The sequence below is a fragment of the Nocardiopsis sp. CC223A genome (genome assembly GCF_030766825.1).
Classification (GTDB): domain Bacteria; phylum Actinomycetota; class Actinomycetes; order Streptosporangiales; family Streptosporangiaceae; genus Nocardiopsis.
The window spans coordinates 1-22,080 of sequence record NZ_JASFDV010000008.1; the positions used below are offsets into that span (position 1 = coordinate 1).

Sequence of the window (22,080 nt, forward strand, 5' to 3'; positions counted from 1 at the left end):
GGGCACCCCGGTCACCCGGGTGGTGCCCCCGTCGCGGGCCCGGTCCTCCCCGGCCCGGTCCAGCAGCTCGATGGCCTGCGCCGCCGTCGGCCGCGCGGCCGCGTCCCGGTTCAGCAGCGCCTCGATCAGCGCCCGCAGCGGGGCCGCCGCCACCTCGTCCACCCGGCCGGGGACCGCCTGCCGCGGCGGCATCGGAGCCGTCAGCACCGCGCTGATGATCCCGGTGATGCTCTCCCGCTTGAACGGCGAACGCCCCTCCAACAGCGCGTAGAGGGTGACACCCAGGCTCCACAGGTCGGACGCGGGCAGCGCCCGCTCACCCTCGAACCGCTCCGGGGCCATGTACTCGGGCGAGCCGATGTACACGCCGGTCTGGGTCAGCGCGGTGCTCCCGTCGACGTTCGCGATGCCGAAGTCGGTCAGCACCGTCCGGCCGTCCTCGGTGAGCATGATGTTGGCGGGCTTGACGTCCCGGTGGGTGACCCCGACCGAGTGCGCCGCCTTCAGCCCGCCCAGCAGCGACCGGGCCGCCTCCTCCACCCGGGCCACCGGCATGGGGCCGTCCCGGTCCAGGTGCTGCTGGAGCGAGTGCCCGCTGAGCAGCTCCATCACGATCCACGGGCTGCCGTCGTGCTCCAGGACGTCGTGGACCGTCACCACGGCGTTGTCCCTGATCCGCGCGGTGGCCTGGGCCTCCCGCAGGGTGCGCTCCCGCGCCTCGTCGTGGTCCTCGGGGCTCATACCGTCGGGGAGGACGACCTCCTTGACGGCGACGTCGCGCTGGAGGGCGGGGTCCCAGGCATGCCACACCGTTCCCATCCCGCCCGCACCGAGCCGCTCGCGCAGCTCGTACCGGCCGACGGAGGAACGGGGGGTGGACATAGGGGCGCATCCCTTCTGAATCGGGGGACGATGCGCAGGCCAATCTATCCGAGAAAGAACCCTCCACCGGCGTTCCCGATGGTCATCGACACTTTCCGAAATACCCTCACTGTAAGCTCCCGTTCTCTCCCCGCACGGGGGACGACGGAAGGTGACCGATAACGGTCATCGGTCGGGCCCCGGTCGCCGCATCACGTCCAGGGGGCGGCCGGATCCGCTCGAAACGGTCGTCGAACGCGGAGTCATTGCTGTTCAGCGGTTATTCAGAGCTTCGGTGGGACACGGTCCCCGCCCCTTTCGGCGGCACCGCCCCCACTTTCCGGAACCCGCTCGAACGCCCCCTGGAACTTCACGCGGGGTGACCCCGGAACGGATTCGCCGCCCTCTCCTCTCGGACGGCCGTGGTCTCGCCGATCCGGCCGCCGCCCACCCCCGCCCGGCCGCCGGATGGCGCACCCGTGCCGCGACCAGCGCCACCGGCCGGTGCCGCCCCTCCCCGGCGCCGGGCACGGGGTACCGGACGGCCGGTCCGGCGAGCACCTCCCCGGGCGGCGGCCCGGACCCCGGCGCCTCCTCCCCGGCCCCTACCCCTCCCGGATCCCCAGCGCCTCCGGAGTGATCCCCAGCTCCGCCAAGCGGTCCGGGTCGGCCAGGACGTCGATGGCGGTGATCCGCCCGCCCGCCACCACGAACCCCATGACCGACAGCACCCGGCCGCCCGCCGTCACCACGACACCCTCGGCGCCGTTGACCGACACCGGGTGCACGAACGGCGCGAACCGGTGGAACGTGACCGCCTGCCCCGCCACGTCCGCCGCCCCCGTGATCCGGGTCGTGTACCGACCGCGCACGCCGCCGTCCGAGCGCAGCACCACCTCCGGGTGCAGCACCGACAGCAGCCCGTCGATGTCCCCCTCACGTGCCGCGGCGAAGAACGCGTCCACCACCCGGCGCCGCCGGGCCGGATCCCCGTCCGGGACCGCGCCCCGCGACCCCTGCTCGCGCACCCGACGCCGGGCCCGGCTGGCCAACTGCCGGGCGGCGTCCTCACCGCGCTCCACCAACGGGCCGATCTCCGCGTACGGCACGGCGAACAGGTCGTGCAGCACGAACGCCACCCGCTCCGACGGGTTCAGTTCCTGGACCACCACCATGAGCGCCCACCCCACCGAGTCGGCGGTCAGCGCCGCCGACTCCGGGTCGTCCGCGGCCGCCGACCCCACCACCGGGTCCGGCAGCCGCTCCGCGCCCCACGGGCCGCCGGTCTCCAAGGGTTCCTCGCGCCGCTGCTCGCGCGAGCGCAGCATGTTCAGGCACACCCGCGCCGTCACCGTCGTCGTCCACCCGCCCAGGTCGTCGATGTTCTCGATCCCGGTGCGTTCCAACCGCAGCCAGGTCTCCTGGACGGCGTCGTCGGCCTCGCCCACCGACCCCAGCATCCGGTGGGCGACCGCCCGCAGCCGGGGCCGGTGCTCCTCGAACCGCCGTGCCGCGGAAAAAAGTTCGCGCATTCCGGTCACGTTCCCCTCTCCGCCCGGGTCACGTCAATGAACCCGGCGGTGGGCCCGAGCCCACCGCACACCGACCCGAGGAGACTCCACCATGAACGCACCCGTTCTCGTCACCGGGGGCACCGGAACGCTCGGCTCCCTGGTCGTCCCGCTGCTGCGCGACGCCGGCCACGAGGTCCGACTGCTCACCCGCGGCTCCCGTCCCGCCCCCGGGGGCCTGGTCCACGTGCGGGCCGACCTGCGCACCGGGGAGGGGATCGACCCGGCCCTGGAAGGGATCGGCACGGTCCTGCACCTGGCGGGCGGCCCCAAGGGCGACGACGTCGCCACCCGCAACCTGGTGGCGGCCGCCGAACGCGCCGGAGTGGGCCACCTGCTGCTCATCTCGGTGGTCGCCGCCGACCGGGTCCCGCTGGGGTACTTCCGCGCGAAACTGGGCGCGGAGCGGGCGGTGCGGGAATCAACGGTCCCCTCGACGGTGCTGCGCGCCGCCCAGTTCCACGACCTGGCGCTGGCGGCGGTGCGGACACTGGCGAAATCTCCGCTGGTCCCGGTGCCCGGGCTGCGCTGGGAGCCGGTGGACGCCCGCGACGTCGCCGAACGCCTCGCCGCCCTGGCGGCGGGCGGACCCGCCGGCCGGGTCGCGGACCTGGCCGGACCGGAGGTGCTGCCGATGGCGGACCTGCTGCGCACCTATCTGGCGGCGCGGGGGGTCCGGCGCCCGACGATCCCGCTGCGCATCCCCGGTGCGGCCGGGCGCGCGTACCGGGCGGGGGAGAACCTGGCGGGCCCGGACGCCGACCGGGGCACCCGCACCTGGGCCGCGTTCCTGGCGGAGCGGACGGGGACGGAGTCCTCCCGCCGTTGAGGCCGGCCGGGCGCCGCCGCTCCACTGCGGACAGGATCCGCCCGGCGGCGGGGGAGGGCGGGGCGGGCGCCGCCGTGCCGCGACCGGGTCGAGGAGGGCGGGGCGGCGGGCGGACGGGGGCTCAGATGGGCCGGAGATGTTCCCGCGGCGCGGATACGGGAGCGCGGGCGGGCCCGGGACCTCCGGGGTGTTCGCGGTCGCCCGCCCCTGCCGGTACGGGGGCCGCCCGAGCACGGCCGAGGGCTCTCGGCCGGTGCCGCGGCGGGAGCACCCCGCTTTCCGGCACGGCCGTCGCCGCGCCCGTCATCCGCCCTGCCACAGGGGCGGGCGGATCACCTCGTCCTCGTCGATCAGGCAGTTCTCGCCCACCACGACCTGGTGGTGGTCCAGGCTCCACCCGGTGACACCGTGCCCCTGCCGGCCCAGCTCGATCACACGGGCGCGTTCGGTACCGTCCCCCGTGTCGGCGTCGCAGAACATCACCGTCGTCCAGGAGTGGCCGTTCACCGCCACGCCGAACGCCACCAGCGGCAGCACGACGACGGTCAGCGCCAGGGCGGTGACCCGCCCGGTGTCGGCGACGCCCTGCCAGAGGCTCCCGACGGTCTCACCCGTGCGTTTCCCGCTCTCCGGTGAGCGTCGGCCGGTGCGGTACTCCAGGAACACCGTCAGCCGCAGCAGGGCGGCGAGCACGCAGGTGGCCAGCCCCCACACCGGCCCGTTGATCGCGCCCACCACCACACCAACGGCCACCGGCACGACCATGGCGGAGGCGACGGTGAGAGCGACCGGGGAGTTCAGGTGCCGCAGGGCCCCGCCCCTGGCGGAGAAGTAGGCGTAGCTCATGTGCGAGACGACGACCGCCAGCGACGCGGCCAGCAGCGGCTCCGCCAGGAACAGGTCGATCACCACTTCCATGATGTTGCTCGGCCCCATGGCGTACAGGGCCTCACGGGCCGCCGGGCCACCGCCGAGCGTCCAGGCCAGCTTGACGACCGGGACCGCCAGCACGAGCGCCGCGACCACGATGCGCGCGGCGCTCCGCCGTGAGTCCTCCACGTCCGTGTTCTCCACCATGCGGCCAGTCTCCGGCCCGGCGGAGCCCGGCGGGGGCAACGACACCCGGCATCCGCGGGAGAGGCGGCGGCGGGGCGGCGCGCCGCGTCGACCGGCGGCGCAGGGAGGGCGGGGCGGGCGGATCCCTGTACCCCCGGCCGCGCGGTGGGGTTCCGCGAGGGTGCGGGTGCCGGCCTCGGCGAGTGCCTCGACGCCGTCCGCTCCGGCCGGGCTCACCTGGTCCAGGAGTTCCACCGGCTCTTCGGAGATGGGGTCCGGGAGCGGGCCGGTACGGGGATGGCGGGTGCCGTGGGGCGGGATGCGCTGACGCTGTGGGTGTGATGCGTGGTGCCCCGGTTGCGCTGACCTCTCAGGAGAACTTCTTTTCGGTCCTGCGACAAACCCGACTGCGGTTTCCGCAGAAGCCGGGATCGGCACCGCGTACCAGCCCGATTGCCCGTCGAGTGTCCACTTTTGGACGCGGGTGACGATGTGACGCCGATCATAGAGAGGGGTTGGAGGGGTAATTGTGGATGGGAGTTTTCTTGGGCTTGTGCAAGGCCGATGATGTCCGCTACCTGCGGAAACGTTGATATGTGAACCCTTTGTCACCCCCGGTTCGGGTGTGGCCGGATAGAGAACCCGAAAACGCATCGCGTTGTACCCGTACGCGAACCCGGTGATGGAGCACCATAGAGGATGGGGTAAAGACAACCGGGGGCCTTGTGGTCGCACACGGCCGCACACCGGTGTGCGCTCGCGCGCACCCGGTGGGAGGGCGTGCGACGACCATCGGGAGGGCACCGGGCCTCACGGTTGTCCGCCATCATGACCCCAGGGCACCGACCGACGACGCAGGAGCCAGCAGATGACGGATCAGCACGTCCGACGGCGGGGATGGCGACGCCTCCTGATGACGTTCCTCATGCTGGTCGGTTTTTTGGTGCTGCCGCTCACCTCGGCCCAGGCCAACCCGCTGTGCCCGGGCGAACCGGCGCCGCTGCCGGAGTCCGCGGGCAGCGGCTCCGACGGTCTGCTGGTGCCGCCCCAGTCCCAGTCGGCCATCGAGGGCGCCCCCGACGGCCTGCCGCCCGACGCCAGCATGTACGGCCAGTACGGGACGGCCGGGCAGCAGTGGCACATGATCACCGAGTCGTGCGTCGACGGGATCACCAACGGGCCGCAGGCCACCCTGGCGAACACGGCCTGGGACCTGTCCAAGACCATCAACCAGTCGACCATCACCGTCTACCAGGCGGCGACCTCCGACGGGCTGCTCGCCAGTTTCAACGACCTGGTCGAGAACGTCGTGGTCACCCTCCGGGAGGGGATCTGGCGGCCGCTGATCCCCACGGTCGTGATCCTGGGCGCGATCTGGCTCGGGTGGTACGGGCTCATCCGGAAGCGGATGACGCTCACCATCGAATCGACGGTCTGGATGGTCGGGGCGACCGCGCTGGGGCTGTGGATCATGGTCAACCCGGCACAGGTCATGGGGTTGGCGAGCAGCCTGGTGAATTCGGGCAGCCAGCTGGTGACGAGCACGGTTGGGCAGATTCCCTACGGGGGCGGGTCGGGGACCTGTCCGCCGGGGGCGGACGCTCCGGAGAGGGCTGAGTGGGAGTCGGAGTCGGACTTCCAGGTGCGGCGGAACGCGGACATGCTGTGGTCGAGCCTGGTCTGCCAGCCGTGGGTGGCGGGGCAGTTCGGGAATGGGGATATCGCTGAGGATGCCTCTATCGACCATGCCATGGATCTGATCGCAGCCCAGGGAGTCAGTCGTATCGAGCAGCAGCAGATTCGTGACGGTGAGCTGGACGCCACGACCTTGGTGGAGGAAAAGCAGGAGGCCTACCAAGAGGTGGCGTCGGATATCCAGTCCACCTATCCGAGTGCCTACCCGCTCTTCTCGGGTCAGGACCAAGGCAGCAGGCTGGGTGTCGCGACCTTGGCTCTGTTCGCATCGATCTTCGCCGGAGGCCTGATCCTCGCCGGATCGGTCGCTCTCATCGTCCTGAAGATCGCTTTCCTGGTGCTGTTCCTGTTGTCACCGATTTTCCTGCTCATCGGTATCCATCCCGGTTACGGGCGGATGGTGCTGCTGCGGTGGGTCGAGCTGATGGTGGGGTTCCTGCTCAAGCAGATCTTCGTCGTGCTTCTGATCTCCTTGCTGGTCATGTGCTACGGCATGGTCATGTCCACCAGCCTGGGCTGGGGCCTCCAGATGATCCTGCTGGCCCTGTTCACGCTGGCGCTCTTCATCTACCGCAAGCCCTTCGCCTACCTCTTCTCCTCGGTCAACGCGAACTCCTTCACCTCCCGGGTCGTCGGGGATGCAGTGAACAGCCAGGTCCTCTCGAAGAGCGCGACGGTCCTGCCACCGGTGGCCTACCTCAAGGCGCAGAACTGGGGGCGCCGCAACAGCGCCGCCATCGCCGGGGCCGCTGCCGGTATCCCGGCCGGTACCGGTGCGACGGCCGACCTCAGGGGTGCGGAGGAGACCGTGGGAGAAACCGCGGAACCGACCCGTGTACGAGGAACAGGTGGCTACGGCCGGGTCCGGGGCAACGAGGCCCCACCGCCGCTCAACGTCAGCCGTCAGGACGGCGGTACGCGCCCTGCCGGATCCCGGCGTACCGCCGATGAGGCACCGAGCCTGGGCGGGCGCAGCGGGGCGATCCCGCCGCGGCCCAGCGGTGGCTACACCGGTGCCGGTGACACCGGATGGGCTTCGGTGTTCGGTACCGCCTCCGGTGGGCGTTCCGAGCAGCGGGACGACGGTGGATCCGCGCCCGCGGCCGGGTTCAGCCGTGCGGCGAGTGCGGAACGGCCGGAGCCCAGCACCGGCCGGGGCATCTTCGATGCCCGTGAGGACACCCCGCCGAGGGGCAACCCCGATGCCCGGGGGTCCCGTTGGGGCGCGCCGCGCGAGCGGCGGGAACGCCAGGCTCCGCAGCGTCCGAGCCGTCCGGCACCGGCGGCTCCGGAGCGTCGGCGCGGCGACGGTGAGGGCGGCTGGTTGAGTGGTTCCGGCAAGAGCAACGACAATGCTCCCATCACCCCCTTCTGGGGGGAGAGCTCCAACTCTCCCCGCAGGGACTGGAAGCGCGACGTGCCCTTCTGGCTGAACGACGACTGATCCTCCCCCGCCCGACGACGACAAAGGCCCCTGACGATGCCCAGCCCCCTCCCCGAGCGTGCCCAGAGGTTCGTGTTCATCGGACTCATCGTCGTGCTGGTCGGGGCCGGGGTGTACTTCAGCACGGGCGGCTTCGGAGGTGGCGGGACCGAAGAGGCACCGGTCGAACCGGAGGTCTCGCAGGGGGAGAACGGCGGTAGCGCCGGGGCCCCCAATGGTTTGTCGAGTATGGAGCCCAGCCCGTTGCCGACCACGGCGGAGGGCGATGTGGACGTGCTGGAGTGGTTCCCCTTCCAGGAAGAGGAACTGAGGGTCGCGGGGACGACGGCGAAGGCGTTCGCCGAGGCCTACGGAACGATCGATTACACCGGGTCCCCCGAGGCCTACTACGACTCGATGCGTGCGCTGGCGACCGATGAGTACGCCGACGTGCTGGCGGAGTCCTCCAGGGCCGGGGCCTTCTGGGCGGAGATGGCGGAGGCCGAGGCGATCGCCGAAGGACGTGCCGAGGTGGAGTCCATCCGTACGTTCGGGGACAGCTCGATCACCTTCGTGGTGACGGCGCAGTCCATCACCGAGACCGCGAACCGTGAGTTCGACGAAGAACTCGGGGAGTTCGCGATCACCGTGGTCCAGGAGGGGCGGACGTGGAGGGTCTTCGACTTCCAGCCCGCCGACGCCGGGCAGTTCGGGGAGGAGTGATCCGATGCTCTCCTATTTCGGCGCTTCCGGGGACCGGGGTTCGGTCCGTTGGTGGCTCGGGGGCGGGATCGCGGTCGGGGTGGCGCTGCTGGTCATGGTGGCGATGTTCGTCATCCCGGTGATCACCGGTACCGGAAGTCAGCTGGCGAGCCTCATGGCGAACGGGCTGGTGTGCGCTCCGAACGCCGATGCGGAGCAGCCGGGGGCGAGCGGGTACGCGATGGACTCGATCCCGGAGAACTACCTGGAGCTGTACCAGGAGGTGGGGGAGGACCGGGGGATCCCGTGGAACGTCCTTGCCGGGGTCGGCCAGGTGGAGTCCCACCACGGCAGGTGGGACGGCCCCGGGATCACGGAGGGGCACAACGACTGGGGTGCGGCCGGTCCGATGCAGTTCGGTTCGCTGGACGGTTCCGCCGCCGGGAACAGCTGGGGCGGCGAGCCGATCCAGCCGGTGGAGGACCGTCCGGAGAGCGGGTACGGAGTGGACGGCAACGGCGATGGGATCGTCAATGTCTACGACCCCGCCGATGCCATTCCGGCCGCCGCCGATTATCTGATCGCGCACGGTATCCAGGACGACATGCGACAGGCGATCTTCGGCTATAACCACGCCTGGTGGTACGTGGACGACGTGCTGGAGTGGGCGGACCGGTACGCGGAGGGCGACTACAACACCTCGGACCCCATCCGGACCGCGGTGCTCTGCGAGCTGGATGAGGACGGGGTGCCGATCGGTCGGGCTCCGGATGAGTTGACGCAGGCCGTGGTCGACTGGGCGCTGGCACAGCGCGGGAAACCGTACATCTGGGGTGGGACCGGACCGGACGGGTTCGACTGTTCGGGCCTCACGATGAAGGCGTACGAGAGCATCGGCGTCACGGTTCCGCGAGTGTCGCAGGACCAGTGGAGTTTCGGTCCGGAGATTCCCGCAGGTGAAGAACAGCCGGGTGACCTGGTGTTCTTTGATGTGACCCGGGCAGGGGAACCGCCGGGGCCTGGACATATGGGAATGGTGATCGGCGACGGCCTGATGGTGGAGGCCTGGTGTACCAACTGTGGACCGATCGCGGTGCGCGAGTACGATGACCCCAATCGGTCGGACATCGTGGGTTTCACCCGTCCGCTCGAACACCCCGATGTGAAGGCCCAGCTGGAGGCGCAGGATAGCCGTGGTTGATGAGAAGGCACCACCCAAGAAGCAGGGGCTGCACGGGTGGAAGGCCGCAATCGCGGTTTTCGGCTGCGGGTCGTTGGCGGCCTTCGGTGTCTTCGGTGTTCTTGCGCTTATCGCCGGTTCCTTCCTTCGTGCCACGTCGGCGGGGGTGACAGAGGAAGAGGGACAGGTCGCCGGAGTGGAGCAGACAGGGGCGCCCAGAGACGAGCTGCCGCCGGGCGATCTCAACGTTTGCGAGAACTACTTTCCGTTGATCTCTGATGTGACGATCGAAGAGACTCTCAGCAGCGTGGACATGGACGATGCTCAGGCTGAGGGATTCCAACTGGGTGATCGGCGAGAGGTTGCCGGGGAATGCTCGTTTGTGATATCGCCTTCATACGGGATTAACTCTGAGTCTGCTCGATGGGATATGAATTTCTCCTACCAAGCCATCGTGTTTGATCCGAATGTGGACCGTGATGAGCAGGCGGCTCAGATCTTTGTGAGCGAGGTGTCAGAAGCCGAGCGGGTGAACTCCGGATCTTCTGAGGTTGATGATCCTTCCTGGGCAGAAGAATCCCGAGCGTTCTATGGGGTGGGTGAAGCAGGGGAGAGTCGTTACTTGGTCATCTTGCGTACGCGAAGCGCTGTCTATACGTTTGACTTCGCGGGTGATGTCTCCGACGCCAATTCAGGTGTTGTGCCGAAAAATGACTTCACGCGCCAGGCTGAAGATGTAGTGGAGAGGCTGCATAATCGCTTCTTTCTTCTGATCCCGGAGTGATCAGCGCGGAAGTGGTGGGTCGGTCGGGTTATCCACAGGTTGGGGGCGGGCGACTTCCTTCCCTTTCACCCGATCTCTAGGGTGGATGTAAGAGCTCATCTCATTTGGGTTCTCGGTAACCTAGCCGAGTGTCGATGGTGGAACGGCTGGTGCCGGACGAGCTGTGGGAACTGTTCCAGCGGGTGGTGCCCGAGGCGCCCACCCGACCGCAAGGCGGCGGTCGGCGCAGACACGGCGACCGCCAAGTGCTGGCCGCGATCATCTTCGTGGCCACGTCCGGGTGCACCTGGGCCCAGCTCCCGCCGGTGTTCGGCCCCTCCGGGCCCACCGCGCACCGGCGCTTCACCGAGTGGACCCAAGCTCGGGTCTGGGCCAAGCTCCACCGCCTGGTCCTGGACGAGCTGGGTTCTCGCGGTGAGCTGGACTGGTCGCGGTGCGCGATCGACTCGGTGAACATGCGGGCCCTCAAAGGGGGGACCTGACGGGTCCGAATCCTGTCGACCGGGGCAAGAAGGGGTCGAAGATCCACCTGATCACCGACCGGCGGGGGTTGCCCCTGTCCATGGCGATCTCGGGGGCCAACACCCACGACAGCCAAGCGCTGCAACCCCTGGTGGAGGGGATCCCGCCGATCCGCTCCCGCCGCGGACCCCGGCGGCGCAAACCGGGCAAGCTGCACGGTGACAAGGGCTACGACTACGCCCACCTGCGCCGCTGGCTCCGGCGCCGGGGGATCGTGCACCGCCTGGCCCGCCGGGGTGTGGAGTCCTCGCAGCGGCTGGGCAGGCACCGGTGGCAGGTCGAGCGCACCATGGCCTGGCTGGCCGGATGCCGTCGCCTGCACCGCCGCTACGAGCGCAAGGCCGACCACTTCCTAGCCTTCGCGGGCATCGCCTGCACACTCATTTGCTACCGCAGACTCACCAAATGAGATGAGCTCTAAGGGGGAGCCGAGGTTCCGCCGACATGGTGCTGCCCTACACGGACCCAGGTGGCGGACGTCCACCACGACCCCGTCGCAGGCTCCTCCTCATCGACGCCCTGGCCGCCTGTTGGGGGTCCCGGGCGCCGCGGTGGACTTCCCGTTCTGCGCGGGGTCGGGCACCGCGGTCCGGGGCGAGTCCATCCCCCCGCCCAGGAGGCCCTCACCGCCCGGCCCGGGACGCCTCCCGGTGAGCGCCCACCCGTCGGCCGCCCCCGGGATGCGCGCCGTCCTGTCCGCTCCCCGGGGCCGCCGCTTCACCCGTATCCGCGTCAAGGCCCGCCGCCCGCCCACCCGTGAGCAGCGCCTCTTCACGCAGATGCCGGACAATGCCCGCGTCGCCCGCCGCCCCGCCCACGGCGAACTCCCGCCCTGGATGGACCTCCACCACACCCGCATCACCGCGCGCGCCCCCACCCCGTCCCGAACGCACGCAGGACGACACTTGTCGCCCGCCCCCGCGAGCCTGCGGAATGACGAGAACCCCGCCGGAGCCGACGTCGAACCCGGTGGGCCGCACGTTCCGGTCGGCCCAACGGGAACGTGCCCGGGAAGAGCGACATCCCCGACATGCCCTCGCCGGCTCCCGGAGGCCCGCGCATATTCCTGGACCAGGCCTTCCGTGCCTTCATCGCCCGTCTCCGCCAGGTCGGCCGGACAGAAGCGGGAATGTCTCATTTGAGGCTGATGCCGGCCTTTCCTGGAATCCAAGGTCCTGATCAGCGCCTTTGACATTTTTGTCATGATGCGGCCACGCTGGGGCCGTGAGTGATGACACCCCCCATTCCTCGCCGGTGTTCTTTTCCGGCTTCCCGGAAGAGACGCCCTCCCCGGAACGCGCCTGGGTCGACTTCGACGCGGATCAGGCCCACCACGCGTTGACCCGGCTGCGCGCGTGGATGGGCGATGTTCTCGTTCACGAGCCCGCGGCCGATCTCCTCCGGCCGTGCTGGTACCGGCACCCCGCCGCGGTTCAAAGCCTGTTGGACGCCCAGGCCGCCTGGCATCAGGCGTACCGGTCCGCACTCGACGAGGCGTCCGCCCTGACCTGGGCCCTGGACTGGTCGCAGCGGTACCTTCCGCATGTCGAGCAGCGACTCGCGCGGCTGCTGGCCCAGTGCACCAGCGTGCGCCATGACCCCCGTCCCGCCGACCTGCCACGGCCCGCGGCGGAGGACGTCGCAGCCTACCTGCGGTGGTGGACCGCCGACCGGGATCCCGCCACCGAGCCGCCCCATCGGGAGGGCCGGTGACCCTTCAGGCCGCGGCCGCCTTCTGCGACGAATGCGGTACCCCCTTGGCCGGGGCCACCCTCTGCCCGGCCTGCGCCACCCCCGTCACCTTCCCACCGGATCCCCGGTCCCGGTCCCGATACCGGGACCGGGCGGCCAGGGCCTCCCGCCGCACCGGCCGGCAGTTGCGCGCCGTGCTCCGTCACAACCGGGCCGGCGGCCTCGTCGGGGCGATCGCCGCCTGGTTCAACCTTCCGCTGGTGCTGCTCATGGCCGCGGTCGGAGGCGTCTTCGGGGGTATCGTCGGCCTCTTCTCCGGAGGTATGGGAGGTCCGGGCGCTCTCACCCGGGTCTCCACCCTGTGGAGCGTTCTGGTGCCGATGCCCGTGGACCTGAGCGACCTGCTGCCCACCGCCGCCATCCAGATCGGCGGCGTCATAGGCGCCCTCGTCGGTATCGCCGCGGGCGCTCTCACCATGGCATGGCTCACCCTGGCCACCCCCTGGGAACTGCTCTACACCGCGGATCCGCTCTGGCCCCTGGCGGTCCTCCTCGGCCAGCTCCTGACCGCGGCGGCCGTCGGCGCCCTGTACACCACGTATTCCATCCACACCGAGGCATGGCGCCTGCGCCTGGCGGGGGCACGCCGCCTCAGCCGCCGTGAGGCCGCCTGGCTGCTCCCCCTATTGCGTCAGGCGGCTCAGCGCATGGGCATTCCCGCGGACGACCTGCCGGTGCTGCTCATGGACGACCGGCACACCCCCAACGCCACGGCGTTCACCCGTCACATCGTCATCGACCAGGGGCTGTTGGAGTTTCTACGCCACGACACCGAGACCGTCGAGGCGGTCCTCGCCCACGAGCTCGCCCACTGGCACCGCGGTGACGCCACCGTCATGGCCTGGGGGAAGGGCCTCGCCCTTCCGCTCTACCTCGCCTACAACTTCACCGTGAAGGTCCACGAGGCCACCAGGTGGGGACCCCTGCGAATCCTCGTGTGGATCGTGCTGTGGAGCGTCAACGCCACCATGCACGGCCTGGTCGTACCGCTGCACGCCCGCTACTGGCGTGACTGCGAGTACGCCGCCGACGCCGCGGCCGCGGCCGCCGGGTACGCCGACGGGCTCCACCGTGCCCTGTCCCGGTTGCGTCAGACCTTCGACGGCGCGCGCACCGGTTGGGACGCCACCATGCTCGCCACCCATCCGCCCACCGAACTCCGGCTGGAACGCCTTGAGCGGCCCGGACGAGAGCACCCCTTGCCCGGAGCCCTGTCCGCGGCCCGGACCATCCCTCGCCCCGACCTGCCCCATCACGTTCCCGACAAGGACTGAGCGGATGCACCCCTTCCCCCCGCTGCCCGCCGAAGACCTCGAACCCCGGCAACGGGTCTTCCTCGGGCGTGACCCGAACGACGGCCACCGACGTGTCTGGTCCAGTGCCTCGGACTCGGTCGGCGTCATCGGGCCGCCCCGCTACGGCAAGACCGCCGGCCTCATCATCCCGAGCCTGCTCCACTGGGACGGTCCGGTCGTGTGCACCTCCACCCGCGGAGACCTCCTGCGCGCCACGGGCGACCGGCGCCGCCACATGGCACGCCCCGGCGGCCGCGTCCACCTGTACGACCCGCTCCTCACCGAGGGCCTGGGGACCATGCGGTGGTCTCCCCTGGCCGACTGCGCCGACTCCGGGGTCTGCTACCGACGCGTCCAGGCCATGACCGCCACCGCGGCCGGTGGTGTGACCGACGCCGACCATTGGCGATCCGGTGCGGCGCTCATCCTCCGCGGACTCTTCCATGCCGCCGCTCTGGCCGGTGAGCCCCTGGCCCAGGTGCGGCGATGGATCGCCCGCCAGGACGTACGGTTCCCGGCCGACCTCATCCGTTCCCACCGCGGAACCGAAGCGTGGGCGGACGACCTCGAAAGCCTGCCCCTGCTCGGCGACCGGGAACGCGGATCCTTCTACTCCGTCGCACGCGGTTGCCTGGAAGCCACCGCCGAACCCCGGGTACTCGACTCGTGCTCGGCGGTCGACCTGGACATCGACGCCTTCCTCGACACCGATTCCACGTTGTTCATCGTGGGCCCCGGCCATATCCAGGAAGCGATCGCCCCGCTCATCGTCGCCCTGGTCGACGCCATCGCCCAACGCGCCGCCGAACGCGCGGCCCGCGCCGGAGGACGTCTTCCCCGGCCGCTGCTGCTGGCCCTGGACGAGGTCGCCAACATCGCTCCACTCGACTCCCTGCCGACCCTGGTCTCCGAAGGCGGTGGCCGCGGCATCATCACCCTGTGGTCCACCCAGTCCCTGGCCTACCTGCGTGCCCGGTACGGCGTCGAGCGAGCCCAAGGGATCCTGACCTCCACCACCGCCAAGATCACCTACGGGGGGTTGTCCTCCGAAGCCGACCTGCGCAACATCTCCTCCTGGGCGGGAGAGAGTCACATACCCGAGATCACCCACCACGGCACCGGGGTCGACCCGGCCACAGGCCTGCCCGACCGTCTGCGCCTGGGCAGCCCCGACCAGTTCGGACCGCACTCGATCGGCGGCGCCTACCGGCCGGTCATGCCCTTGGACGTTCTCCAGCAGATGCCCCCCGGCCATGCCTGGCTGTGGTGGCAGTCCTCGCCGCCCCTGCACGTGGAGACCCGTCCCGCCCACCTCGTACCCGCCTACCAACGGGTGCGCGGATACACCCCCGAGCGTTCATGACCGCCGCCGACGTATTGCCCACATGCCCCCGCTGCCGTGCCCGTGCCGTGCGGGCCGAGGCCCGGTTCTGCCGCGCCTGCGGGGCCGCTCTCCACGGCGGGACCGAGGCTCCTGCTCCACCCGCTCCGACGCCGGCCGGACCGAGGAGGCCGCGATTGCGGCGCCTCCTCCTGATCGGGGCCGTCGCGGTGTCCGTCCTCGTCCTGGCCGGAGTGGGACTGCGCGTCGTTCAGGGGCGGGTCACCGACCCGACCGATCCCGTCGACGCGCTGCTGGACCGGATCGCCGACGCTGACGCCGGTGCCCTCGCGGGCCACATCGATACCGACCCCCTCCTGCTTGCGGAGGGCTACACCCCGCCCGAGGACCTGAGGACCACCGGCGTCACGTACGGCCGGAACGATCCCGATACCCGGCGTCCCAACCGCAACGCGGCCACCGTGCACATCGCCTACCGCATCGGTGGGACCACCCACACCGCTTTCGTGCGCGTTCAACGTGAGCCCACGGGGTGGATCCGATCGTGGGAGATAACGGATCCGGGTGATCTGCCCGGTGAACTCGTGATCGCCAGTGCTCATGTGGATCACGTCATGGTCGCCGGAGCCGATGTGCCCACAACCGCTCCCGCCCGAATAAGCACCACGGTTGCGATTCCGGTGCTTCCGGGGATTTACACCTTGAGCACCTCCGGCGACGAGGAACTGTTCGTTTCTTCCGCCCCGCTCGGGGAGGTGACCGTGCCCGGTGCCGATTCCCGTGTCGAGATCACCGTCGACCCCGCCGAGCTCCAGGTTCGCGAGAACCTACGGCAGGAGATCGCCGAGCAGGTGGCCGGGCACCTGGACACCTGCGTGGCCGACGCCAACGCCGCCGCCACGCTCTCGCCGTCGGGATGCCCCCTGCGGGTGGACCGCGCCGTTTACCGATCGGTCCGTGAGGTCACCTGGGCCCTTGCCGAGTATCCCGAGATCACCGTCGTCCCCGCTGAGAGCGGTCTGCACGGCGAGCCGCTGGAAGTACGGACCATCACGCCCGGTGCGGCAGATGCCAGCTGGTTTTACGCCTACACCGATGATGAGGCCGCCGAAGAGGCCGTTGTCGATATCACTGTTGCCGGTACCGTGAGCGTCGATTCCGACGGCGCCGCACTCTGGCGGCCCTAGAAAGGAACGAAATGAATGATATGACTCCTCAGGAGGAGCGCTTCTACGCTACCGCCTCCATCACCGTTCTGTACGACATCTTCGTGGACACCGCCACCCGGCTGAGCGGTAAATATGTTGCCCTCTCCCGTAAGGCCTCCACCGAGGACGAACGCCGACGGTGGTGGGCCGAGGTCATGGAGCTTCGAGACCTGGAAAGGTCGGTCGACCCTGACGATCGGGAAGCCCTCATCGCCCACATCGAAGAGTGGCGTGCCGAGGTCGCTCGGCTACAGGGCAGGTGACCGTGTCGCCTTACCGCTTGGAGCAGGAACAACTGGAGAGCATCTTCCGTGCCGAGGTTCGGTCCTACGTCTTCGACGGATACACGCCGAGCCGCGCTCCCGATGACACCCCTGTTCTCGTCCTGTTGGGAGCCCAACCCGCCGCCGGAAAATCCCGGGCCCAGACCGCGATCATCCGGGAGAACCCTGACGTCGTCCCTCTCACCGGTGACAGGCTGCGGCAGTTCCATTCCGCCTATGACGACCTGATGGAACAGAACCCCTTGGAGATGCCCAACGCCACCGCCCGGGCTTCGGGCGCCTGGGTGAAGATGAGCATCGACCACGCCCGGGACAACCGCTACAGCCTCCTTCTCGAAGGCACCTTCCGGGACCCTGAGATGACCATGGACACCGCCCGCGAGTTCGCCGAATCCGGATACCGGGTGCACCTGGTCGCCCTCGCCGTCAACGAGCGGGTCAGCCGCATGGACACGGTCAGCCGTTACCTCGGCCCCGGCGATGACACCAACCGGTGGACCCCCGCCACCGCACACGATCTCGGTTACCGGATGGCCCCGCACACCGTTCGGGCCGCCGAGGACAACCCCCACGTCCACCGCATCACCATCACCGACAGGTCCGGTGAGGACCTGTTCACCAACACCCGCACCCCGGAAGGCGACTGGGCCGGACCCACCGGAGCGGCGGAGACCCTCCTCTCCGTCCGGGAACGGCCCCTGGAGCGGGACGGCGCCCGGGAGTGGCTGGTGCGGCGCAACGAGTACACCGCGGCCCTCGTCGAACGCGGTGAGTTCGGTCCCGTCACCCGGCCGACCTTCGAGAAACTCCACACGGACGCCGGCACGGTCGCCGACCAGGCCTGGCCGGACCCGGAGGACAGCCGCCAGAGGCTGCGGCACCGGGCCGACCAGCGCTTCCACGGGTACCTCCTGGACTCGTCCGCCGAGGGGACGCCGAGCGACCTGCTCCCCGCTTCCCCGGATGTCTTCTCGGCGAGTGACACCCGTGTGGCCGCCGACCGTCTCGACGCCGGACTCGAACGTGAACGGGACCGCCGGTCCAAGCTTTCCGCGGACCGCGTCGGTATCGAGAACGGGGTCCGCGAGGAGATGCGTGTGCTGCGCGGCCCATCCCGTGACTCCGCGCGGACGCCGACGGCCCCGGAAGCAGGAACGGAGATGGGAAGAACCGGGCAGCGGCAGCCGGACAGAGAGGACCTCCAACGTGACGGTCCAGAGCCCGGGCTTTGAACAGCGGCGAGGGGCACCGCTCTGCCCCCGGCGCCCCGGAAGCCGGTACAGGGGCCGGACCCGACCGTATCCCGGTACCGCGGGCGACGATCCGTAGGAGGCCACCGCGGCCATGGAGTTCTCCCACCGGAACCTCGGCGCCGCCGACCTGTCCCGGCGCGGCTACCGGCCGGGGACCGCGCCCCGGGCCGTGCTGCTCCTCGACATCGAGGCCGACCTGGTCGTCCGGGACGGTGACGGGCGCCCGCTCTTCGCCGAGGATGCCTTCCCCGTCGCCGAACTCGCGGACACCCTGGTCGCCTGGCTGCACCATGGCTCGGCCGCCGCCACCGCCGTCTCCGGCCCCGCCACCTCCGACCGCCCCGACGACCCTGACGACCCTGGTGGCCCCGACACCCCCGACGACCCCGGCGAGTGCGTGTTCCACTCCCTCTCCTGCGCCGAACCCGGCGCGGTCCTGGTGCGGCGTTCCCCGCAGGGGTGGCGGGTCGGCTCGGCCTTCGACCCCGGCGCCTGGTCGAGACCCCTGCCACTCCCGGTCCTGGCGGCGGCGGTCGTCCGCTTCGCGGACGCCGTCCGCCGGGACGTCGCCGACCAGGGCGTCGTCCCCGGCGCGCGGTGGTGCGCCGGGGACATGCCCCCAAGCCCTAGAAACCCAGCCCCCGGAGCCAGGTGAGCAGGTCGTCCTCGCGCCGCTGCGCCGTCTCGGCGCTCCACGGGCCCAGGTGGCGGGACTCCACCACGGCGCCGTCGCGGAGGTAGATCACCCGGTCGGCGCGGGCGGCACAGGCCGGGGCGTGCGTGACCATGACGAGGGTCGCGCCCTCCCGGTGCACGTCGGTGAGCGCGTCCATGACCTCGGTCGACATGGCGCTGTTCAGCGCCCCCGTCGGCTCGTCGGCGAACAGCACCGACGGCCCGCACGCCAGTGCCCGGCAGATCGAGGCCCGCTGCAACTGCCCGCCCGACACCTCCGTGATGCCGTGCCGCCGCACGTGCGCGATCCCGAACCGCTCCATGAGCGCGTCCACCCGGGCGACCGCGGCGTCCCGCCCCGCCCGGTCGCCGCGGGGCACCGCCTTGAGGGCGGGCAGCAGGATGTTGTCCCGGATGTTCAGGTTCTCCAGGAAGTACGCCTGCTGGAAGACGAACCCCATCCGCGTCAGCCGGACGCGGCTCATCTCCGCGTCGTCCAGCGAGGTCAGGTCCCGCCCCTCCAGGCGCACGCTCCCGTCCGTGGGCCGGTCCATGCCGCTGATGCTGTACAGCAGCGTCGACTTGCCCGAACCCGACGCCCCCATCACCGCCAGGAACTCGCCCTTGCCCACGCTCAGGTCGATTCCGTTGAGGACCTTGGTCGGCGGCTCGGTGGAGTGGTAGGTCTTGGTCAGCCCGCGGCATTCCAGCGCGGGGTGGCCTTTGTGCGTTTCGGGTGTTCCCGTGGTCCCTGTCATCCCCGTTGTTCCCGTCATCTCTGTCAGCTCCTGAGCCATGCACTCTTGTCGGCACCGCGCAGCCGCGCGGTGAGGAACACGGCGCCGAGGTATCCGGCGCCGACCAGAACCAGCGGATAGGCCGCGTAGACGAGCAGCGGGTTCGGCAGGAACTCCAGGTCGGCGAATCCCAGACCCGCCGAGGCGAGCAGCGACCCGATGACCCTCTCCCCGGCCGTCGCCGCGAACACCAGACCCGCCACCGTTCCGAGGGCGACCGCCAGGAGGGTCTTGACCCGCACCTGCGCGATGATCTCGCCGGTCGAGAAGCCGAGCGCGGACAGCACGCCCATCTTCCGGCGGTCCCGGGTCAGCCGCAGGCCGAGGAACAGGCTCGTGATGAGCACCGCCACCCCCACCCCGAACAGCACGGACAGCACGGCCGCACTGCGCAGGGCGTCGGTCGCGTACGACAGCGTCTGCTGCATGAACTCCCGCATCGGGACCATGGAGGCGGTGGGGAAGCGCTCGCCGTAGTCGGCCGCGACGTCGCCCGGGTCGGTTCTCCCGGTCGTGTCCGCGTAGATCGTGTATCCGGCGGCGCCGGACGTGACCTCGCCCTGCGCCTTGGCGGTCAACCCGCTGCTGGTGACGTCCTGGTAGACGCCGCTGACGGTGAGGGACGTGCCCTCTCCGGTCTCCCCGGGCCCGCCGTCCGCCGCGCTCCGGTCGACGGCCAGCTCGTCCCCGACCGAGACCCCGTACGCGTCCGCGTTCAGCATGGACAGTGCGATCTCCCCGGACTCCGGCGGTCCGCCCCGGAGGTACTCGATCGCGTCGCCGGAGTGGTCGCCCACCTCGACGTGCAGGGTCTCCCAGCCCTCTTCGCCCTGGACCCGGTAGAGCACGGTGGCGAAGACGCGCACGTCCGTCAGCCGGTCGTCGCGGCGCATGTCCGTGAGCAGGGCCGCCCGGACGGTGTCGACGTCGTCGGAGAACTGGACGTCGGCGCGCAGGTCGCTCTGCGGGACACCCATGTAGGTGGCGAACCGGGGGCTCTCGAAGGTGTTGAGCAGGTTGGTCGGCAGGGCCATGAGGACGGCGGCGAGGAAGAACACGGCGGGGATCAGCACCCACTGCCCGAGTTCGGCCCGCAGGTCCAGCAGGACCAGGCGGCCGTTCACGCCGGGTCGGGGGAGCGCGCCCGTACGGGTACCCCTGACGGCGCCCTCCGGTGCGAGCCCGGTCCGCCGGACCCGCCGGGCCCGCCGCTTCGCCCGGCGCGCGGTCCGGCGTTCGTCCAGGACGCTCCCGTGCACCAGCGCGTTGACGACCTCGATCCGTTCGACCCCGCGCAGGACACCCCGGCAGACCAGGACGACGAACAGGTACACCAGTGCCAGCGCCAGCAGCGGAACCAGGAAGGTCGTGATCCCCGGCGGAGCCTCGCCGTAGTTCACCTGGACGCCCTGTGTCAGCAGCCCCGTCGCGGGGACGGCCAGTATCCCGCCGACCGCGCACGCGAGCAGCGTCATGAGACCGTACTTCGCCAGGTGGAGCCGGGAGATCTCCCGGCCCGGGATGCCGATGGCCTTCATCGCGCCGATCTGCCGGACCTGGTCCTCCAGCGTTCCGCGGATGACGAAGCGCAGGTTGAGCAGGGAGATCGTGATGAGCAGCAGGCTCGCGAACACCAGTGCCGTCGCCACGAGGCCGTCGCTGAACGTGTTGAGCAGGCGGATCATCGCGAACGTGACCGCTTGGCCGTTCCCGGGCAGGTCCGCGTCGGCGTCGTACGCCCGTTGCAGGTCGGCGGCCCCGGCCGGGTCGGCCAGCCGGTATTCGACCATGATCTCGGGGGCACCGCCCCCGGCCGCCTCCAGCGCCGCGTAGTCGTCTTCGGAGACCAGGAAGCGGATGGACGAGGACAGCGACGACGCCATCCCCGCGTCGCGCACGAACCCCTGGATGCGCAGCCGGTGGATGCCGTCGTCCGTGCCGACCCCGAGTTCGTCGCCGACCCGGAGGCCGAACCGCTGCTGGTAAGTCACCGGGACGTGGATCTCCCCCGGCGCGGGGTGCGGGGCGGCCCCGGTCTCGTCGAGGAGGAGGTCGAACTCCTCGTTCTGTGTGACGAAGAGGTTGTCGATCAGGCTGTCGCCGAGGTCGCCGGCCTCGCCGGTCGAGGGGCGCCGCCAGGTGAGGGAGGCACCGTCGAAGCCCAGCATCTCCTGGACGAGCCAGGTGTCGATCTCGGGGTGCTCGGCGGCGAACCGGGCCAGTGCTTCGGGGTCGTGGTCGCCCCGGTGCATCTGGAGGAAGTGCGCGGGCTTGGCCTGCTCGAAGAACCGGTCGACGGAGCCGAGGCTGCGCTCCATGACCATGGCGCCGGTGGCCATGAGGAAGGCGCTGAGGGTGAGGACGACGATGAGTGCGAGGGTGACGCCTTTGTTCTTGGTGAGGTCGTTGTACGCATACCGGAAATATAGAGAATCCCTGGTTCGCACCTGCAACTCCCAACTTCCGGGATTCGCGATCTGATATATGGCCTGGTGGGGAAAGGTCCGAAAAACGGTCCCGTGTCGCCGTTGAACAGGGCCGTCGGTCCGGTCGCCATTGCGCGGAAAACCCTGGGGGCAGGGTGGTCCGGGGCGGACCGGTGTCCGGTGAACTCCTTGCTCCGACGATGCCGTGGCCTTCACGTCGGGGAATTCGTCTCCGCTCGGACGGGGATCGGGCCCGGAGCCGGATAACCGGTTTGTCCTTGACACCGAAATTAGTCGTGATGCCGGCCGGGCACATCAGGGGAGAGCCCCGGTCCGGCGGGGGGAGATCCCTGGTTTTCGACAGGGTGCACGTGTGCGTCCTCAGGGTCGGGCGTGCGGGTGTCTTCGCCGCCCCCCTGGTGTCC

Annotated in this window: 18 protein-coding genes; 13 read left to right on the plus strand and 5 right to left on the minus strand. The window is 70.3% G+C overall.

Annotated features, from left to right (window positions below; all coding sequences use genetic code 11):
- Together QJS33_RS04845 and QJS33_RS04850 are read right to left on the minus strand one after the other, a co-directional pair.
- Positions 1-882 (minus strand): serine/threonine-protein kinase (locus QJS33_RS04845; RefSeq protein WP_306366634.1); only part of this gene is annotated, 882 nt, incomplete at its 3' end.
- Between the two features lie 584 nt (positions 883-1,466).
- Complete coding sequence (locus QJS33_RS04850; protein WP_306366635.1) at positions 1,467-2,393, minus strand: sigma-70 family RNA polymerase sigma factor; 927 nt, start codon at positions 2,391-2,393, stop codon at positions 1,467-1,469.
- A gap of 91 nt (positions 2,394-2,484) precedes the next feature.
- Between QJS33_RS04850 and QJS33_RS04855 the strand changes: the two genes are divergently transcribed.
- A complete protein-coding gene (locus tag QJS33_RS04855; protein ID WP_306366636.1) occupies positions 2,485-3,261 on the plus strand; it encodes an SDR family oxidoreductase in 777 nt (258 codons plus the stop codon).
- A gap of 303 nt (positions 3,262-3,564) precedes the next feature.
- On the opposite strand, the gene QJS33_RS04860 is transcribed toward QJS33_RS04855, so the two are convergent.
- Complete coding sequence (locus tag QJS33_RS04860; protein WP_306366637.1) at positions 3,565-4,338, minus strand: hypothetical protein; 774 nt, start codon at positions 4,336-4,338, stop codon at positions 3,565-3,567.
- Between the two features lie 847 nt (positions 4,339-5,185).
- Here QJS33_RS04860 and QJS33_RS04865 point away from each other — a divergent pair.
- From QJS33_RS04865 to QJS33_RS04920, 12 genes are all read left to right on the plus strand, one after another.
- Positions 5,186-7,456 (plus strand): type IV secretion system protein, encoded by a 2,271-nt coding sequence (locus QJS33_RS04865; RefSeq protein ID WP_306366638.1) that lies wholly within the window; start codon positions 5,186-5,188, stop codon positions 7,454-7,456.
- Positions 7,457-7,492: 36 nt separating this feature from the next.
- Complete coding sequence (locus QJS33_RS04870; RefSeq protein ID WP_306366639.1) at positions 7,493-8,158, plus strand: hypothetical protein; 666 nt, start codon at positions 7,493-7,495, stop codon at positions 8,156-8,158.
- Positions 8,159-8,162: 4 nt separating this feature from the next.
- The gene (locus QJS33_RS04875; RefSeq protein ID WP_306366640.1) at positions 8,163-9,338 is read left to right on the plus strand and encodes a bifunctional lysozyme/C40 family peptidase; all 1,176 of its coding nucleotides are present in this window, start codon (positions 8,163-8,165) and stop codon (positions 9,336-9,338) included.
- Positions 9,331-10,101, plus strand: coding sequence for a hypothetical protein (locus QJS33_RS04880; RefSeq protein WP_306366641.1), 771 nt, complete (start codon positions 9,331-9,333; stop codon positions 10,099-10,101). Before QJS33_RS04875 ends, QJS33_RS04880 begins: the two co-directional genes overlap by 8 nt.
- Before the next feature lie 134 nt (positions 10,102-10,235).
- Positions 10,236-11,032, plus strand: a protein-coding gene (locus QJS33_RS04885) for an IS5 family transposase (protein WP_306366722.1) whose coding sequence is annotated in 2 segments (ribosomal slippage) — positions 10,236-10,572 and positions 10,572-11,032 — 798 coding nt in all. Because the reading frame shifts where the segments join, the coding sequence is not laid out codon by codon here.
- A gap of 815 nt (positions 11,033-11,847) precedes the next feature.
- On the plus strand, positions 11,848-12,336 hold the full coding sequence (locus QJS33_RS04890; protein ID WP_306366642.1) for a DUF4913 domain-containing protein: 489 nt from the start codon (positions 11,848-11,850) through the stop codon (positions 12,334-12,336).
- A complete protein-coding gene (locus tag QJS33_RS04895) occupies positions 12,333-13,649 on the plus strand; it encodes a M48 family metalloprotease (protein WP_306366643.1) in 1,317 nt (438 codons plus the stop codon). The genes QJS33_RS04890 and QJS33_RS04895 overlap by 4 nt, the downstream gene beginning before the upstream one ends.
- Positions 13,650-13,653: 4 nt before the next feature.
- Positions 13,654-15,033, plus strand: a complete 1,380-nt coding sequence (locus tag QJS33_RS04900) for a type IV secretory system conjugative DNA transfer family protein (protein WP_306366644.1) — start codon at positions 13,654-13,656, stop codon at positions 15,031-15,033.
- A 155-nt stretch (positions 15,034-15,188) separates the two neighbouring features.
- Positions 15,189-16,199 carry a hypothetical protein gene (locus QJS33_RS04905; RefSeq protein WP_306366645.1) on the plus strand — a complete coding sequence of 337 codons (1,011 nt, stop codon included), beginning with the start codon at positions 15,189-15,191 and terminating at the stop codon, positions 16,197-16,199.
- An 11-nt stretch (positions 16,200-16,210) separates the two neighbouring features.
- Positions 16,211-16,483, plus strand: a complete 273-nt coding sequence (locus QJS33_RS04910; RefSeq protein WP_306366646.1) for a hypothetical protein — start codon at positions 16,211-16,213, stop codon at positions 16,481-16,483.
- A 17-nt stretch (positions 16,484-16,500) separates the two neighbouring features.
- Positions 16,501-17,736, plus strand: a complete 1,236-nt coding sequence (locus QJS33_RS04915; protein WP_306366647.1) for a zeta toxin family protein — start codon at positions 16,501-16,503, stop codon at positions 17,734-17,736.
- Positions 17,737-17,848: 112 nt separating this feature from the next.
- A complete protein-coding gene (locus QJS33_RS04920) occupies positions 17,849-18,412 on the plus strand; it encodes a hypothetical protein (protein ID WP_306366648.1) in 564 nt (187 codons plus the stop codon).
- Here QJS33_RS04920 and QJS33_RS04925 read toward each other — a convergent pair.
- Both QJS33_RS04925 and QJS33_RS04930 read right to left on the minus strand, forming a co-directional pair.
- The gene (locus QJS33_RS04925; protein WP_306366649.1) at positions 18,384-19,190 is read right to left on the minus strand and encodes an ABC transporter ATP-binding protein; all 807 of its coding nucleotides are present in this window, start codon (positions 19,188-19,190) and stop codon (positions 18,384-18,386) included. The two genes, QJS33_RS04920 and QJS33_RS04925, sit on opposite strands and share 29 nt — an antisense overlap.
- A 23-nt stretch (positions 19,191-19,213) precedes the next feature.
- Positions 19,214-21,676 carry an FtsX-like permease family protein gene (locus QJS33_RS04930; RefSeq protein WP_306366650.1) on the minus strand — a complete coding sequence of 821 codons (2,463 nt, stop codon included), beginning with the start codon at positions 21,674-21,676 and terminating at the stop codon, positions 19,214-19,216.
- Between the last annotated feature and the right edge of the window lie 404 nt (positions 21,677-22,080).

What these genes read in the sequence shown, in the direction of transcription:
- QJS33_RS04850 (WP_306366635.1), bottom strand. Translation starts at nt 2,393, where the DNA reads ATGCGCGAACTTTTTTCCGCGGCACGGCGGTTCGAGGAGCACCGGCCC.
- QJS33_RS04855 (WP_306366636.1), top strand. Translation starts at nt 2,485, where the DNA reads ATGAACGCACCCGTTCTCGTCACCGGGGGCACCGGAACGCTCGGCTCC.
- QJS33_RS04860 (WP_306366637.1), bottom strand. Translation starts at nt 4,338, where the DNA reads ATGGTGGAGAACACGGACGTGGAGGACTCACGGCGGAGCGCCGCGCGC.
- QJS33_RS04865 (WP_306366638.1), top strand. Translation starts at nt 5,186, where the DNA reads ATGACGGATCAGCACGTCCGACGGCGGGGATGGCGACGCCTCCTGATG.
- QJS33_RS04870 (WP_306366639.1), top strand. Translation starts at nt 7,493, where the DNA reads ATGCCCAGCCCCCTCCCCGAGCGTGCCCAGAGGTTCGTGTTCATCGGA.
- QJS33_RS04875 (WP_306366640.1), top strand. Translation starts at nt 8,163, where the DNA reads ATGCTCTCCTATTTCGGCGCTTCCGGGGACCGGGGTTCGGTCCGTTGG.
- QJS33_RS04900 (WP_306366644.1), top strand. Translation starts at nt 13,654, where the DNA reads ATGCACCCCTTCCCCCCGCTGCCCGCCGAAGACCTCGAACCCCGGCAA.
- QJS33_RS04910 (WP_306366646.1), top strand. Translation starts at nt 16,211, where the DNA reads ATGAATGATATGACTCCTCAGGAGGAGCGCTTCTACGCTACCGCCTCC.
- QJS33_RS04920 (WP_306366648.1), top strand. Translation starts at nt 17,849, where the DNA reads ATGGAGTTCTCCCACCGGAACCTCGGCGCCGCCGACCTGTCCCGGCGC.
- QJS33_RS04925 (WP_306366649.1), bottom strand. Translation starts at nt 19,190, where the DNA reads ATGACAGGGACCACGGGAACACCCGAAACGCACAAAGGCCACCCCGCG.